This is a genomic window from Caulobacter sp. ErkDOM-C (assembly GCF_048541825.1).
Lineage (GTDB): Bacteria > Pseudomonadota > Alphaproteobacteria > Caulobacterales > Caulobacteraceae > Caulobacter.
Genome location: NZ_CP183332.1, coordinates 3,042,740 through 3,058,971 on the forward strand (window position 1 = coordinate 3,042,740; position 16,232 = coordinate 3,058,971).

Sequence of the window (16,232 nt, forward strand, 5' to 3'; positions counted from 1 at the left end):
GTCAGAGGTTGCTGGCGGTCCGCATGAACAGATCGAGCGCAGCCGTCTGATCGGCGTCGAGGCGAAGTCCCAGCTTGCTCCTGCGCCACAGCACGTCCTCGGCCTTGCGAGCCCACTCGACGGCGATCAGGTAGCGCACTTCGCGCTCGTAGAGATCGGCCCCGAAATGCTGGCCGAGGTCCGCCAGGCTGGTAGCGTCGCCGAGCATGTCGGCGATCCGCGAGCCATAGGCCTTGGCCATCCGACGGCGCGTCAGCGGCTTCAGGAAGGGATAGGGCGTGGCGAGGCCGGCGATGAACGCGTCCAGGTCCTGGCCCGACAGGTCGCCCCCCGGCAGGGGTGACGCGCGGGTCCAGGCCGGGCCCAGGTCGAAGCCCATGTAGGGTCCGATCTCATTCAGAACCGCCTCGCTCAGCCGGCGATAGGTTGTGATCTTGCCGCCAAACACGCTGAGGCCCGGCGCGGCGCCCTTGGGGGCGTCGAGGCTCAGCACATAGTCGCGCGTGGCTTCCTGGGCATCGGAGGCGCCGTCGTCCAGCAAGGGGCGGACGCCGGCGTAGCGCCAGACGACGTCGGTGGGCTGGATCGGAGCCTTGAAGTACTCGCTGGCCGCCGCGCAAAGATAGGCGACTTCCTCGTCGGTGGCGGTGACGTCCTTGGGATCGCCGAGATGGTCCACGTCGGTGGTGCCGATCAGGGTGAAGTCGTGCTCGTAGGGGATAGCAAAGATGATCCGGCCGTCGCCGTTCTGGAAGATGTAGGCCCTGTCGTGGTCGAACAGCTTGCGCGTGACGATGTGGCTGCCTCGCACCAGCCGTACGTCGGCCGGAGCCGTCAGGCCCGAAAGTCCGACCAGCCGCTCGACCCAGGGGCCGGCGGCGTTGACGAGGGCGCGAGCGCTGACGGTGATGGTTTCGCCAGCCGTCGTCGTCGCCGTGACGCGCCAGTGATCCGCCAAGCGGTTGACCGCGATGACCCGCGCGCCCGTATGGATCGTCGCGCCGCGCTCGGCCGCGTCCAGTGCATTAAGGGTGACGAGGCGGGCGTCATCGACCCAGCAGTCGGAGTATTCGAAGGCATGGGTGAAGCGCGCGTTCAGCGACGCGCCGGCGGGATCGCGTCGCAGGTCAAGACTGCGGGTCGCGGGCAGCCGCTTGCGGCCGCCCAGATGGTCGTACAGGAAGAGGCCCACGCGCAGCATCCAGCGCGGCCGCAGGCCCTTGTGATGCGGCAGGATAAACCGCAGCGGCTGGATGAGGTGGGGGGCTATTGCCCACAACACCTCACGCTCCATCAGCGACTCTCTGACCAGCCGGAACTCGTATTGCTCAAGATAGCGCAGGCCGCCGTGGATCAGCTTGGTCGAGGCCGACGAGGTCGCGCCAGCCAGGTCGCCCTGCTCGAACAGCACCACCGCGGCGCCGCGCCCGGCCGCGTCTCGGGCCACGCCGCAGCCGTTGACGCCGCCGCCGATGACCACGAGGTCATGAAGGATATCCGTGGTCATCGTCTCACTATCTTCCGAGAGGCTTACTGAACGCGCGTCCGTCGGCGGGCCTCAGGCGGCGGCTGCCTTGCGAGCGAAGATGAACTCGGCCTTTTTGCCGAAGACCCAGCGGTTGAGGGTCAGCGCAAAGGCGACCGTGGTCCAAAGGGTGATGAACATCATGTGGATGTAGTGAAGGGGCGCCCAGCCGAAGCTGAAGATCGCGTAGAGGCATACGCCGAATACCAGGCCGGCGATCGCTGCGCGGGCGTCGACATTGCGGAACAGCAGGCCAACGATGAACACCGACAGCACAGGCATGCTGGTCAGGCCGTTCAACTTCTGCACCAGGTTGATGATGCTCTCGGCGTCGTCATAGACCGGCACCAGCACCAGCGAGAGCACCACGAAACCGATGCTGGCCCACATGCTCAGGCGCGGCACATCGGGCTTGGGGTCGATGTACTTTTCGTGGATGTCGCAGACATAGAGCGCCGCTGAAGAGTTCAGCACGCTGGCGAAGTGGGCCACCACCGCCGAGGCGATGGCCGCGGCGAAGATGCCCGACATCCAGTTGGGCAGAACGTGCCAGACGATCTTGCCATAGGCCGCGTCGCCCAGATGCCCGAACAGCTTGTAGGAGACGATGCCGGGGATCACGACCATCGGCGGGACAATCAGCAGGCGAACGACGGTTGCGGCGAACACGCCTTTTTGGGCTTCCTTAAGGTTCGGCGCGGCCATGGCGCGCTGGGTGATCGTCTGGTTGGTCGACCAGTAGAACATCTGGATGAAGATCATCCCGGTCAGAAGGGTGTGCCATGGGATCGGGGAGTCATTGCCGCCGATCAAGCTCAGGCGCTCGGGCGGGATGCCGCTGAAGTCGAAGCCGATAGCCTTCAACGACAGGAAGACCACGAGCATGCACATCGCGAGCAGGAGTATGCCGCTGTAGGTGTCGGTCACGGCCACGGCGCGCAGCCCGCCGAAGATGGCGTAGAGCGAGCCGGCGACGGCGAAGCCGGCGGCCAGCACGATGATCGGGATCTCCAGCCCGAACATGGACTTCATCATCAGCGCGCCGGTGTAGAGCGTGATCGGCTGGTAGATGACGAGGTTGCCGACCAGAAAGATGGTGGCGATCGTCGAACGGATGCCGACGTGACCGTATTTCTTCTCCAGAAGCTCGGTGACCGTCGTGCAGTTGTTCCGATAGTAGATGGGCAGGAACACCCAGGCCAGGATGCTGAGACCGACGACGGCCGACAGCTCCCACCAGACCAGCAGGGCCATCTGGTTGCCGTTCATTCCCACCAGTTGGTCGGTGCTGAGATTGGTGATCGTGATTGAACCGGCGACGAAGATCCAGGACAGGCCGCCCCCCGCCAGGAAGAACTCCCGGTTACCGCCTTCAGCGCCGCGCCCCTGCCCCCGGCATTTCAGATAGGTGATCAGGCCGATCAGGGCGGTAAGCCCCATCGCGATCCAGGCTTGCGTCATTTGCAGGTGCATGGCTTGGGCGTTTCCGGTTCTTATTATTGTTTTGTGGGTTCAGGCGTGTCGTGGCGCAGGGTCAGGCCCAGGGCCCAGCGACGCTGGAAACCAGGCCAGTAGCCGGCGGTGGCGGCGTCGCCCGGGATCGCGGTCTGCGCGCCGACCGACGCGCCCTGGGCCAGGGGCCAGGCGCCCTTGCCGGACTCGGGCGTCGGCACGGTCAGATAGGCGCCCTTGCCGGGGTCACCCTTCAGGTTGGCATCGAGGAAGGCGGTGATGAAGTGACGGTTGATCGCCAGGATCCGGTCGCGGCGCCACACCGGCTCTTCATAGCGTTCCACGGACTGGAACTGGCCGGTCAGGCTCGGGGGCGTACCGTCGCGGGCGATGTTGTGGCGGGCATTGGCATAGACCAGCAGATGGCGATCGGCGCCGCGCAGGGCGTCATAGATCCAGGCCACGCCTTCGGCATAGCCGCTGACATCGTCGTGGTCGCCGACGATCAGCAGGCTGGGCGTCTTAACGCCGGCCAGGCTCTGGGCGCTCCACGCCCGCAGCGGCGGCGCGCCGCCCCAGGGGGCCAGGCCGACCATGGCCTTGACGCCCTTGGGCAGGCCGGCCTCGAAGCTGGGGTCCAGGGTCGTGAAGGGCTTCAGCAGCTCGCCCGGCACCAGCTTGTAGAGCGGACCCTGGGCGTCAAAGCCGGCCCCGACCGTGGCCAGGGCGCCAAAGCCCCCCATCGAATAGCCGATCAGTCCCACCTTGCCGGCGTCATAGACCCCCTTCAGCAGGCCTTGGTCGGCGCGACGCGCCAATTCGCTGATCACGAACCGCTGGTCAGCCACCCGGGTGATCAGGGTGACGGCGAACGAGAGCTGCGGCGCGGCCAGGGTGGCGGGCTCCGGGTCCTGGTGGTCGATCGCCGCCACCACATAGCCCTTGGAGGCGAGGTTTTCGGCCAGGTCGCTGAAGCTGGCGCCCCAGTTGCGGTAGCCATGCGAGATCACGACCAGCGGAAAGGTCTGCCCCCGGACGGGTTTGGCGTCCGGGAAAGCGGTGCCGGTCTTGTAGAACACCTGGGTGGGGGCGACGCCGGCCTTGGGCTCGTCAGGCATGGTGTAGCGCACCGGCGCTGCATCGGCTGCGGGCCGGGCGGCCGGATACCAAAGGGTGACGGGCAGGGCGCGGTCGGTGCGGGCGATCTTGCCGCTCGCCAGGTCGCTGGCCAGCAGATCGGGTTGACCGGCATGAACCAGGGTCTGGGCATGCACGCCCACGGGGTAGTCGCCTGCGGCGGCCAGGGCGGGAGCGTCGGCCAGAGGGGAGGACTGGGCCAGCGCCGCTGTCGGCGCGGTCAGGCACAGGATCAGAAGCGATCCCAGAAGACGGGTCATGCGGGGGTTCTCCAGACGGCGAGGTCGCGGGGGGCGATCTGTCGTCCACCGATCACGAAGCCTGCCTTGGCCGGGGCCGGTGCGTCTATCGCCTCGGCGCCATAGTTGAAGGCGAAGGTCAGGTCGCCGCGCCGACGCAGGCGCAGATCGCCGGCCAGCCGCGTGACCGGAACGCCCGCTTCAAGGCAAAGGCCTTCGAGGAAGTCGGTCAGGAAGGCGCGATCCGTCAGGCTGGCCAGATAGATCGCCTGGCCCGACCGCACGATGGCGGGCGCGCCGTCCTCATAGTGACCCAGGATGTCCACACCGGCGGCCCCGGCCACGACCTCAATCTCCTCGCGCCACATCGTGCTGGCATAGGATCGACCGTGCCAGCTGAACGCGCCGGGACAATCGGGGCGCAGGGTCTCGACCGACAGCACCCTGATGGGCAGCACGTCGCGCAGGGCGCCCGGCGGCAGGCCCTCTGGCAGGGTCAGGTCCTGGGTCTTGGCCCCGGAGCGCGGGCCAAACACCACAACGCCGTTGCCGGAGGTGAGGTTTGCCACGATCTGCGCCGTCGGCATGGCCAGGGACGGGGCCACCACCAGGGCATAGGCCGAGGCATCGCCGTCCGGCGCGATGAAGTCCACGTCCAGGCCCAGGGCGCGAAGGGCGCGATAATGGTCCAGCAGGATCTGGGTATAGTCATAGCTGCGACCCTGGCGCTCGATCTCGCCCAGCCACTGGGCCTGGACATCGACCACCAGCGCCACCCGCGCCTTTTGGGTGGGCTTATCGGCCAGGTTCAGCACTGCAAGATCCTGCATCACCGCCTCGACTTCCGGCCAGGCCGCAGCCTGGCTGCTGTCGGGGCGCAGCAGGCCCGCGTGCATCTGCTCCTGGGCGAACGGGGCCTGCCGCCAGCGGAAATAGCTGACCACCCCGGCGCCGTGGGCGAAGGCCTCCAAGGTCCACAGCCGCACCATGCCCGGCGCGGGGCGGGGATTGTGGTTGGCCCAGTTCACAGGCCCGGGCTGCTGCTCCATGATCCAGAAGGCGCCGGGGGCCAGCCCCCGGGTCTGGTCGAAGAAGAACGTCCCGAAATCCGGATGACCGGTCCGCATGTAGGGCGCAAACACCTCGGCCGGCTCCTGCGCCATCAGCAGGTCGGTGCGGCCCAGCGGGTAATTGTCGTAGCTGGCAAAGTCGAGATCGGCGGCCACGGCGTGGTTGTCGACGCCGGTCTCGTTCATCGGGATGAAGTTGTGGGTGACGAAACGGCCGGGAGAATGGGCGCGAAGGATCTTCACCTGGGCGTCGTGGAACCGCACCACCTGATCCGACGAGAAGCGGCGATAGGCCAGGCGATGGGCCGGGCTGGTCTCGGTAACGGCCCCGACCGGCAGTTCGATTTCGTCGAAGCTGCGATACTCCATCGACCAGAAGACATTGCCCCAGGCCGTGTTCAGCGCATCGACGTCGGCATAGTGGTCGGCGCACCAGGCCTGGAACGCCGCCTTGGCGGCCGGGGAGGCGCTCAGGGTCGTGTCGTGGCAGCTCAGTTCGTTGTCGGTCTGCCAGCCCGCGACGCCGGGGTGCTGGCCATAGCGCTCGGCCAGGGCCAGGACGATCCGTTCGCACTCGCGCAGATAGGTCTCGCTCGAAAAGTCGTAGTGCCGGCGCGATCCGAAGCCGCGCACGCGGCCGGTCAAGGGATCGACGGGCAGGATGTCGGGGTGACGGTCGACCAGCCACTTGGGCGGCGTGGCCGTCGGGGTGCCGATGACGACCTTGAGCCCGGCCTCCGTCAGGATCGCAATGATCTCGTCGAACCAGGCAAAGTCGTAGACGCCGGGCTCCGGCTCAAAGCGCGACCAGGCGAACTCGCCGATCCGGACAAAGGTCAGGCCCAGAGCCTTCATCTTGCGCGCATCTTCGCGCCAAAGGCTGGTCGGCCATTGTTCCGGATAGTAGCAAACGCCCAGCATGTCTCACTCCCGACGCGTCGCTTTTCGCGACATCGATCGTCACCAAGGCCTAGGCGTCACAAGGGACGCCAAAACCTATCCGCACTTTGTAACGACCGGTTTCACAGACGTCTTTCTCTTGCATCTCATTTATCCTACAAAATGAAAGCGTCAACTCAGACCTTTCCCAAGACGCGCCTTCGTTTCACGTTTTCCAGGGTTTGCCGATGTCCAGCTCCCCGCCCTTCGTTCGACTCGACGGCAAGACGACAACCCTGATCGTCGATTGCCGAGGTGATGCGCCGATCGTCCTGCACTGGGGCGCGAGGCTTTCGGTCGGTCTGGATCCGATGTCGCTGGTGCTGATGGCATCGCGTGCCGCGGCGCCCTGTTCGCCGGCCGTCGCCGCGCCCCTGGCCCTGACGCCCCTACTGGGACAGGGGTTTCCGGGCGCGCCGGGTCTGCTGGCGCATCGCGATGGCCAGGCCTGGGCCACCTTCACCCGCCTTGATCGCATCGACTGGATCAACCCGTCCGCAGTCGAGATCGTGTCGCGTGACGACCACAGCGCCATCGTCCTGACGCACCGCCTGGAACTGTATCCCGACCAGGACGTGCTGGTTGCAACGACCCGGATCATCAACGAGGGCGACGCCGCCCTGACGATCGACGCCTGCGCCGCGCCGACCCTGCCTCTGCCGCCGTCGGCAAGCCATCTGATCAATCTGGATGGCCGGTGGTCGGGCGAGTTCCAAATGCGCCGCACCCCACTGGGGCAAGGGTCCACGGTGCGCGAGAACCGCCGTGGTCGCAGCTCCCATGACGCCTTCCCCGGCCTGATCGTCGAATGCGCCCCCTGCGGCGAAGCCGTGGGCGAGGTCTATGGCTTCCACCTTGGCGCCAGCGGCAATCATCGCATCGTCGCCGAGACCCTGTCGGACGCCCGCGCCTATGTGCAGATGGGCGAGCTGTTCATGCCGGGCGAGATCCGCCTGGCCCCCGGAACCGACTATGTCAGCCCCGCACTCTATGCCGCCTATTCCGATGCCGGGCTCAGCGGCATGTCGCAGGCCTATCACGCCTGGGTGCGCGCTCGGCCCCAGCATCAGCGCCTGCGGACCAAGCCGCGCCCGGTGCATTACAATACTTGGGAGGCCGTCTATTTCGACCATGACCAGAAGCGGCTGCTCCCGCTGGTCGAGGCGGCGGCAGCGATCGGCGCCGAGCGGTTCGTGCTGGACGACGGGTGGTTCAAGGGCCGCCGCGACGACACCGCCGGCCTGGGCGACTGGTTCGTCGACGAGAGCGTCTATCCGCAGGGCCTCAAGCCCCTGGTCGACCGCGTCTTGGCCGCCGGCATGGAGTTTGGCCTGTGGGTCGAACCGGAGATGGTCAATCCCGACAGCGATCTCTATCGCGCCCACCCCGAATGGGTTCTGAGCTGTGCGCCCGCGCCGCAGCTGTCGTTCCGCAACCAGCTGGTGCTGGATTTCGGACGACCCGAGGTGCGCGACTATCTCTACGGGCGGATCGATGCGCTGCTGACCGAACACCCGATCGCCTATCTGAAATGGGACATGAACCGCGACCTAAGCCATCCCGGCGGGGCCGACGGCAGCGCCGGGGCGCAGGCCCACGTCGCGGGCCTCTACGCCTTGCTCGACCGTCTGCGCGCTGCCCATCCGCAGGTCGAGATCGAAAGCTGCGCCTCGGGCGGTGGGCGCGCCGACTTCGGGATCCTGGAGCGCACCGACCGGATCTGGACCTCCGACAGCAATGACGCGCTGGACCGCCTGTCGATCCAGAAAGGGGCGTCGCTGTTCATTCCCGCCGAACTGATGGGCGCCCATGTCGGACCGACCGACTGCCACATCACCGGTCGCCGCGTGTCGATGGCGACGCGGGTCTCGACCGCGTTGTTCGGTCATTTCGGCATTGAGGCGAACCTGCTGGCGCTGACGCCTGACGAGCGCGCCGAGTTGGCTCAGGGCGTGGCGCTCTACAAGCAGCTGAGAGGCCTGATCCATTCCGGCGACCTTCACCGGCTCGACCGGCCCGCCAACGAGACGGCGTTCGGCATCGTTGCCCAGGACGGCTCAGAAGCGGTGTTCGCCTACACGCTGATCCGAGAACAGGACGCCTATTTCGCCGGACGGCTTCGCCTGGCCGGCCTGGATGCCGAGGCGCGCTACGCGGTCAAGCTGGTGTGGCCGTCCGCGCCGCCCGCGCGCTCGGCGCTGACCCAGGCGCTTGTCGAAGGCGTGGAGCTTGATGGTCGCAGCTTGATGGCCGTTGGCCTGCAACTCCCCCGCCTGCATCCCCAGACCGGCTTCATTCTGCATCTGTCGCGACGCGACTGATCCTGACGAAAAAAAGGGGCGGGCCCGCGAAGGCCCGCCCCAGCGCAGGGTAGGTGAGGAACGCGCGCCGACAAGCACGCGCTGGAGGGCGGCCGGAAGCGGCGAGCCGCTCCCGGCCGGTCTGCTAGAACTGGGCGCGGAGGCCGACCGCGTAGCGCGGGCCGGTGTCCACCAGGCTCAGGAACTGGTTGTCGTACTTGCCGACCGTCTCGGTCTTGGCGTCGTTGAGGTTGGTCCCCTCCACAAACACCGAGAAATTCGACGACACGGCATAGCGAGCCTGGAAATCAACCTGGCCCTGGCTCTTGGTGAAGATCGGATCACCGCCGGTGCCATTGGACGCGGTGCTGATGAAGCCGTCACGATGGTTGTAGGCGACGCGAACCTCGATCGGGCCCTTGGCATAGAAGCCGACCAGGTTCTGGCTGTCGCCCAGGCCTTCCAGCACGAACGGCGTTCCGGCCGCAGTCTGGTTGGCCTTGCTGTCAACGATCGTGGCGTTGGCGCTCACGCCCAGGCCGTCGAACGGCGCCGGCAGGTAGTCGAAGGTATGCTGGAAGCCGACCTCCAGACCGTAGACGTCCGCGCTCTGGGAGTTGCGCGGTCGCAGGACCTGCACCGGCAAGATCCCGCCGGGATAAAGGCCTGCGGCGTTGGCGATCGAGAAGGTCTCGGTCGCCAGGCCGTTGAGAATGAAGTCGTCGATACGCTTGTAGAACGCGCCGACGGTCACGAAGCCGGCCTCCTGATAGTACCACTCCAGCGAGGTGTCGAAGTTGGTCGACTTGAAGGGGCGCAGGTCCGGGTTGCCGCCAACCGCCGCCAGATTGCCTGGACGCAGGCTGGTGAAGGCAATGCGCGGTGCGACGTCGGTCAGATTGGCCCGCGACAGGGTCTTGGTCGCAGCGAAACGGGCGACCAGATCCGGCGTCACGTCGACCTTGACGTTCAGGCTCGGCAGGAAGTTGTTGTAGGTCGTGGTCTTGGACGTCGGCGTGGAGGTGGGTGCAAACACCGCCGTATAGGCTGTGCTGTCGCCGACGATGGGCAGGACATCCAGCAAGGTTTGCTGCGTACCGCTCGAGGTCAGTTCGGTGTGGACATACCGCATGCCGACCGTAGCGCTCCAGGGCAGGCCACCGATCATGGCCTCGAAATCGCCCTGGGCGTAGCCGCCGGAGATCTTCTCGTGAACGGAGTAGGCGGACGGTTGCTTTGTGCCGACGTAGCCGCCCCTGGAGGCGACGTAAGCAGCGGTTGCGCCAAGCGGGCGACCGGCGGCGACGTCCTGGAGATCGCCTGCAGCCTTGGTTTCAAGGAACTTGAAATAGGCCTCAGAGTCGTATGACAGCCACTGGCGCGGGAAGTTGCCGCCCTCGCCATCGAGGAAGTTGCCCGGATTGAACGGCTTGAGCAGGCCGGCGGGAACCGCGATACCATAGCCGCAATAGGCGCAGCCGACGTTGTTGTCCGATCGCACCAGCGTGTTGTCCTTGGTGCGATCGGTGTAGATGCCGCCAACGCGCAGGGCCGTGAAGACCTCGGAGTCCGTCCTGAAGACTGCGTCCAGGCGCGTTTCGTACACCGTCTCGGCGAAGTCGGACCCTTCACGCGTCGCGAAGTGGGCCCGGCCGACAGTCGGGTCAACAAAGCCCCTCGCCGCAGTCAGGTTGGGCAGGCCATTGCCGCTGTTCTGGTATTGCACAGCATTGGCGAAGCCGATGACGGCGAAGATCTCGTTGCCGCCGTTGTTGGATTCGGCCTTCGAGTAGGACGTATCCAGCTTGACGTTGATCTTGTCGGTCGGGTTCCAGTCGGCATTGAACCCGACGGCGTGCAGCTTGGTTGGCCGGTTGAAGGTCCGGTTGATGTAGTCCGTGTGGCCGTTCGCGTTCTGCGAGAACGCCGTGACCGTCCGGTTGCTGTCCAGCGTGATGGCGCTGACGTCGGCCGGCGAGAAGAAATGGCCCACGCTGTCGGCGGTCGAGTCGACCGTGAACTTGTTGTAGAGCGCGTCAGCCGACAGGGTCAGGCTGTCGGTGGCCTTGAACTGGACCGTGCCGGTCACGCCGATGCGTTCGCGATCCTGCTGGTCGGAGATCTGGTCGAAGTTCGCCGGAAACAGGACATTGGCGATCGCCCCGGCGCCCGAGCCGGCCGTGGTCCTGTAGTAGCCGTTGGTCGCGACCGTATCGACGCGCGCCTCGCGCTTTTGATACGAAACCGAACCCAGCACCCCAACGCGACCGTCAGCCAGACGGGTCGAGAACAGACCGAACAGGTCCGGCGACGTCTTGCCCGACAGGTCCTCGTAGCTGGCCTTGGCGCTCAGGATGGCCTTGCTGTCACGGATGTCGAACGGGCGTGCGGTCTTGACGTTGATCGTCGAGCCGATGCCGCCTTCCTGAAGTGTGGCGTTGTTGCTCTTGTAGACGTCCGCGCCGGAGATCAGCTCGGCGGCCAGAAGGTCGAAGCTGAACTGGCGGCCGGCATTTTCGGTGGCCAGGGTACGACCATTGACCAGCACGTTGTTGAAAGACGGACCAAAGCCGCGGACCGTGACGAAACGGCCCTCGCCGCCGCTGCGGTCGATAGAGACACCGGTGATCCGCTGCAGGGATTCGGCGACGTTGCTGTCCGGGAACTTGCCCAGATCTTCGGAGGCGATGGAGTCGACGATCACGGCGGCGTTGCGCTTGACGTCAATGGCGCGCGTCAGGCTGGCGCGCAGACCCGTCACGACGATTTCATCGACAACATCAGCATTGGGTGCGGATTGCGCGGCCGCAGCCCCACCCAAAGCGACAAAGCCCAGAGCGCTCGCACTGGCGCCAATCATCAGTTTAAAGCCAAGCGCGCGAACGCGGGCTCCGTGTCCCGTACGGATCATACTTCCCTCCCAATTAGGCAATTGATCGCTTCATTTCCGAACGAGCGATCTCACTAGATGCCGGCTGCACCGGTCATTAAAATGATAAATCACAAGAATGGGGAATGGTCAAACGCCGAACCTTTTCCAGGCCTCGCTTTTGCTGTCAGCCAAGCTTTCGGGACGCCGCATCAGGACTGGGGGACCCGTGCCGCAAGCGCCGGCTCAGCTCACCGATCTTCTACAGGCGGAAGGTCGAGTACGGAGGGTTGGACGTGTCGGGGGCGCGGCGGTTGAAGGCGCTGGCGGACGGACGCCAAGCTCAAGCGGCTGCAGTCGACACGACGCACGACAATACTGCGTTGAAGGATCTGCTGGGAACACATGGTGACGCCTGCCGCACATCAAGCGAGCCGGGGGGCGTCTCGGAAAGACTGTGGCCAAACTCCAAAGTTTGGCGACGGGAGCGAGGGTGAGCGGCGACAGCGCACGGCGCGCTCTGCGCCCTCCCCTGCCCGTTTAAAAACTCAGCAGATCCCTAAGCTTGCCTGCATTGCGGCGCGAGATTTCCAGGCGCTTGCCGTCGAGCATGGTGACTTCGAAACCCTCGCTTATCGATTCCTCGATGCTACGGATGGCTTGCAGGTTCACCAGGTGCTGACGACTGGCTCGAAAGAAGACGGCCCTCGGCAGCCTCTCTTCGATCTGATTCATGGACTTTTTGACGTAGGCATTCTTGATTGCGCCGCCAGCCCTGTCTGGAAAGTACATCCGGACATAGTTTTTACAGCTCTCGATGTAGAGAATTGAGCTCAGAGCGACCAGGTGGCAATGGTCACCGTCCTTAATGAATATCTTGCTGTTGATGTCCAGCGTCGGCTTGGCCTCGGTCGAGTCGGGCTCTGACTCCGGCTCGCCAGATAGCTTGGCCAAAGCCTGCGCCAGCCGCAGCGGGCTGATCGGCTTTAGCAAATAGTCGACTGTATTGAAGTCGAAGGAGCGGATCGCGTACTCCGAGTAGGCGGTGGTGAAGACGATCCGGGGCGTATAGTCGAGCCGCTCGAGTAATCCGAACCCGTCTTCGCCGGGCATGTGAATGTCGAGAAAGAGCAACTCGGGCCGCAGTTGCTCGATCAGCACAAAAGCATTTTCTGCATTGTCGGCCTGACCCAGAACGTCAATCTGGTCGCTAAACTCGGCCAGCATGCGCACCAGGCCCTCCCGAGCGAGGCGCGAGTCCTCGATCACCAGCGTTCTTATCCTTGACATCACGAAGCAAACTCCTTGGGCAGGCTCAGCTCGACCTGAAAGCGCCCCGTAGTCTGTTTAGTCTCGATTGCAGCGCGATCGCCGTACAACAGGCGCAGGCGGCGCTCAATGTTTGGCAGGCCCAAGCCAAGACATGGCTTCACCTTGGCCGGCGTGAGTGGCGTGTCATTGATGACTCTGAACATCAGGCTATCGCCGCGATCCTCTCCCACAACGCTGACCATCCCGCCGCGGGGTAGATGATCAAGGCCATGCTTGATCGCGTTCTCGAGCAAGAGTTGCAAGACCATTGGCGGCAGCAAACAGCTGTGTATCGAAGCCGGAACGCTAAGCCTGAAGTCCAGCCGGTCCTCCATTTGAGTCCGCATGATGGAGATAAAGGCCTCGATGACGGACAGTTCCTGGCTCAGTCGTGTCTTGCTTTGCTGGCTGCTTTCGAGCGAGTAGCGCAGCAATTCGGACAGGGCCACGATCATCGCGTCGGCGCGGCCGCCATCTTCGTGAATCATGAAGCGGATGTTGTTGAGCGTATTGAACAGGAAATGCGGATTAAGCTGGTTGGCCAAACTGCTCAGTTGCGCGGCTTTCAGGCTCATCTGCAGACGCAGGTTTTGCAGCTCGCCCTCGCGGGCACGCTGCGCGGCTGCGGCGCTGAGATAGACGAAGGCCCAGGCGCCGATGAAGAGCTGCGCTTGCAGCCCGTTACCGAGGATGTTGCGCGCCAAAAAATCCAGGGTGTTGAATTCAGCCCGGCTGGCGCTGATCTGTTGCCAGAAGAACGGCATTACCAGGGCCGCCACCGCAGCCATCACGGCAAACCCGCTCAGGCTGCTATAGCCGATGACGATGGGGACCAGGCGACCCATCGGCAGCCCGGCCCAGCGGTGCCGGAGATACAGCCAGCGAAAGCCCAGTACGGCCAGCGTGTAGGCCGGCATCCAGGCCAAGGTGGAGGCCAGGTTGTTGGCGTCAAGGCGGCCAAACAGCAAGATACTGAGCAGCGTGACCATGACGACGAACGCCATGGCCGCGCCGTGGTAGATCCAGAACTGCCGTTCGCGGGGGAAGAATTTCATCGGGGGAGCTGAGTTTCCAACGGACGGAGATGCAAGCGGATTGACAGGCTCACCACAGACGTACGCGCTCAGCGGCGGGTTTGAACATCTTGTCCCCGGCCTGGGTCCCGAAAGCTTCGTGGAAGCCGTCGATGTTTCGGGCTGCACCGTTGGCGCGGAATTCCGGCGGTGAATGGGGATCCGAAGTCAGCAGCTGCAGGGTGCGCTCATCGCGGCGCTTGACGCGCCAGCTCTGCGCGAAGCTCAGGAACAGGCGCTGCTCTCCGGTATAGCCGTCCATTCGCGGGGCCGGTTTGCCATGCAGGCTGGTTTGATAGGCCTTGAACGCAATCTGCAGGCCGACCAGATCGGCGATGTTCTCGGGCAGGGTCAACTGGCCGTTCACGGTCTTGCCCGGCAGCGCTTCAAAGGCGTTGAACTGCTCCGACAGCTTGGCGCCGAGTGCCGCAAAGGTCTGGCGATCGGCCTCACCCCACCACTGCCTCATCACGCCGTCGCCGTCGAACTGAGACCCCATATTGTCGAAGCCGTGGCTGATCTCGTGGCCGATGGTTGCACCGATAGCGCCGTAGTTGACCGCATCATCGGCCCGCATATCGAACAACGGGGCCTGCAGAATGCCGGCCGTCAGAATGATCTCGTTGCCCATGGGGTCATAGAAGGCGTTGACCTCCAGCGGCGACATTGCCCAAGCCTTGCGATCCATGGGTTTACCGGCAGCAGCCGCCTTGTGCTCCCAGTCGAACCGCTTGGCCCGTTGCTGGTTGCCGAAGGCGTCGCCGGCGCGCACGTCCAATGCGGCATAGTCACGCCAGCTGTCAGGGTGACCGATCTTGGCCTTGTACTTCGAAAGCTTGTCCAGGGCGGCCGCCTTGGTGGACGGTTCCATCCAGCTGTTGTCCGCCATCAGCTGCTGGTAGGCGGCCAGCACGTTATGGAAAATGGCCTCGACCTTCTGTTTGTGCGCGGCCGGAAAGTGACGCTCCACATATTGCTGCGCCAGGGGTTCGTTGAGCGCCCAGGTGACCTGCCCGAGCGCGCGCTCGGCCCGGGGTTGCTCGACCTGCGCCCCGGTGATGGCCTTGCCGTGAAAGGCGAAGTGCGCGGCGCGAAATTCGGCCGGCAAGACCTGCGCGGCCGAGTCCAGGCTGCGGAGTGTGAAATAGGCCTTCCAGTCGGCCAAAGGCAGATCGGCAAAGAGCCGGGCGGTCGCGATGGCGGTGTTCAGTTGCGTCACGGTGACCTTGTCGCCGCGGGAGATCTTGGCTGCGGCCAGAAAGGCCTCCCAGTCGAAGCCGGGGGCTTTGACCATCAGTTCCTCAGCCGTCAGCGGATTGTACATTCTGGACGGATCCCGCGCTTCGCTCAAAGGCGCGTGCGTTTGAGCCAGGCGCGTTTCCAGGTCCAGGACGCGTTGCGCCATCTCGGCGGGCCTGGCCTGACCGGAGAGCTGGGCCAACCGTGTGAGATAGGTCAGGTACGCGGCGCGGGCGTTGCCGAGTTCAGCATCGTCCAGCTTCAGATAGTAGTCGCGGTCGGGCAGCCCCAGGCCGCCTTGCCAGGCCATGACGCGGTTCAGGCCGGGATCCATGAAGTCGGCAAAGCCGCCCCAGAGCCAGATTGGCGTTTCGATCTGGCCTTGGGCGCTGCCGACCCAGGTCGCGAGTTGCCGCGACGTCTCGATCGCGGCGATTTGGGCCAGCAAGGGCTTGATAGGCTTCAGGCCGGCTTTCTCGATAGCGACGGTGTCCTCATAGGCGGCGTAGTAGTCGCTGACTTTTTGTCCGCTGGAGCCTTTCGCCTGTGGCTTGATCGCCAAGTCTTGAAGGATCTTGCGGATGCGCTGATCGACGACCGCAGGCATATCGGCGCCGACCAACTCGGCCTTGTCAGCCGGGATCGCGGCGGTCCGCAGCCAGTTGCCGCTACTGTGGCGATAGAGATCGTCCTGAGCGCGCACCGCCTGATCGAACCCCGGCAGATCCAGCCCGGATCGGACCTGCGCAGCCTGAGCCTGTTCTGCGCCGACGCCGACTTGAAGGAGCAGGGTAAGGCAGCTGAGTTTCAGAAGGGTCGTGGGATTCATGGGGCGCCTGCGTGTCGGAAGGATGAGCGTTGTTCGCGCTGAGGACTTCCAGTGTCCCGACAAGCAAGCGGCTTTGGCCAAAAAGGTGCCGAGCGGCGATCGGCGGGGATGAGCGGCGGTGAGCACAATGCGATCCATGCCGACCTCGCCAGTGCTCTGGCCGGCGCCGACCCTTGCTGAGGCTGCAAACACGTCGTTCCCGGCGGCGCCCTGGCCAAGGGTAGGGCGTCAGCGGCGCTGACCTGCCCT

9 protein-coding genes are annotated in these 16,232 nt (G+C 64.9%); 1 reads left to right on the plus strand and 8 read right to left on the minus strand.

Annotated elements, in window-relative coordinates:
- Position 1 precedes the first annotated feature (1 nt).
- The 4 genes from glpD to ACN2C8_RS14730 are packed head-to-tail and all read right to left on the minus strand — an operon-like array spanning position 2 to position 6,344.
- The gene (gene glpD, locus ACN2C8_RS14715; protein WP_419252711.1) at positions 2–1,507 is read right to left on the minus strand and encodes a glycerol-3-phosphate dehydrogenase; all 1,506 of its coding nucleotides are present in this window, start codon (positions 1,505–1,507) and stop codon (positions 2–4) included.
- 51 nt (positions 1,508–1,558) lie between these two features.
- A complete protein-coding gene (locus tag ACN2C8_RS14720; protein WP_419252713.1) occupies positions 1,559–2,998 on the minus strand; it encodes an SLC5 family protein in 1,440 nt (479 codons plus the stop codon).
- A gap of 23 nt (positions 2,999–3,021) precedes the next feature.
- Entirely contained in the window at positions 3,022–4,374 is a 1,353-nt protein-coding gene (locus ACN2C8_RS14725; RefSeq protein ID WP_419252715.1) for an alpha/beta hydrolase family protein, read from the minus strand.
- The gene (locus tag ACN2C8_RS14730; protein WP_419252717.1) at positions 4,371–6,344 is read right to left on the minus strand and encodes a beta-galactosidase; all 1,974 of its coding nucleotides are present in this window, start codon (positions 6,342–6,344) and stop codon (positions 4,371–4,373) included. The genes ACN2C8_RS14725 and ACN2C8_RS14730 overlap by 4 nt, the downstream gene beginning before the upstream one ends.
- A gap of 206 nt (positions 6,345–6,550) precedes the next feature.
- Between ACN2C8_RS14730 and ACN2C8_RS14735 the strand changes: the two genes are divergently transcribed.
- Positions 6,551–8,683, plus strand: coding sequence for an alpha-galactosidase (locus tag ACN2C8_RS14735; RefSeq protein WP_419252719.1), 2,133 nt, complete (start codon positions 6,551–6,553; stop codon positions 8,681–8,683).
- A 124-nt stretch (positions 8,684–8,807) separates the two neighbouring features.
- Here the strand turns inward: ACN2C8_RS14735 and ACN2C8_RS14740 are convergent, their stop codons facing one another.
- From ACN2C8_RS14740 to ACN2C8_RS14755, 4 genes are all read right to left on the minus strand, one after another.
- Complete coding sequence (locus tag ACN2C8_RS14740) at positions 8,808–11,423, minus strand: TonB-dependent receptor (protein ID WP_419262195.1); 2,616 nt, start codon at positions 11,421–11,423, stop codon at positions 8,808–8,810.
- Between the two features lie 648 nt (positions 11,424–12,071).
- Entirely contained in the window at positions 12,072–12,800 is a 729-nt protein-coding gene (locus ACN2C8_RS14745; protein WP_419252722.1) for a LytR/AlgR family response regulator transcription factor, read from the minus strand.
- Between the two features lie 20 nt (positions 12,801–12,820).
- Positions 12,821–13,897, minus strand: coding sequence for a sensor histidine kinase (locus tag ACN2C8_RS14750; protein ID WP_419252724.1), 1,077 nt, complete (start codon positions 13,895–13,897; stop codon positions 12,821–12,823).
- Between the two features lie 49 nt (positions 13,898–13,946).
- Positions 13,947–16,121, minus strand: coding sequence for a M13 family metallopeptidase (locus ACN2C8_RS14755; protein ID WP_419252725.1), 2,175 nt, complete (start codon positions 16,119–16,121; stop codon positions 13,947–13,949).
- Between the last annotated feature and the right edge of the window lie 111 nt (positions 16,122–16,232).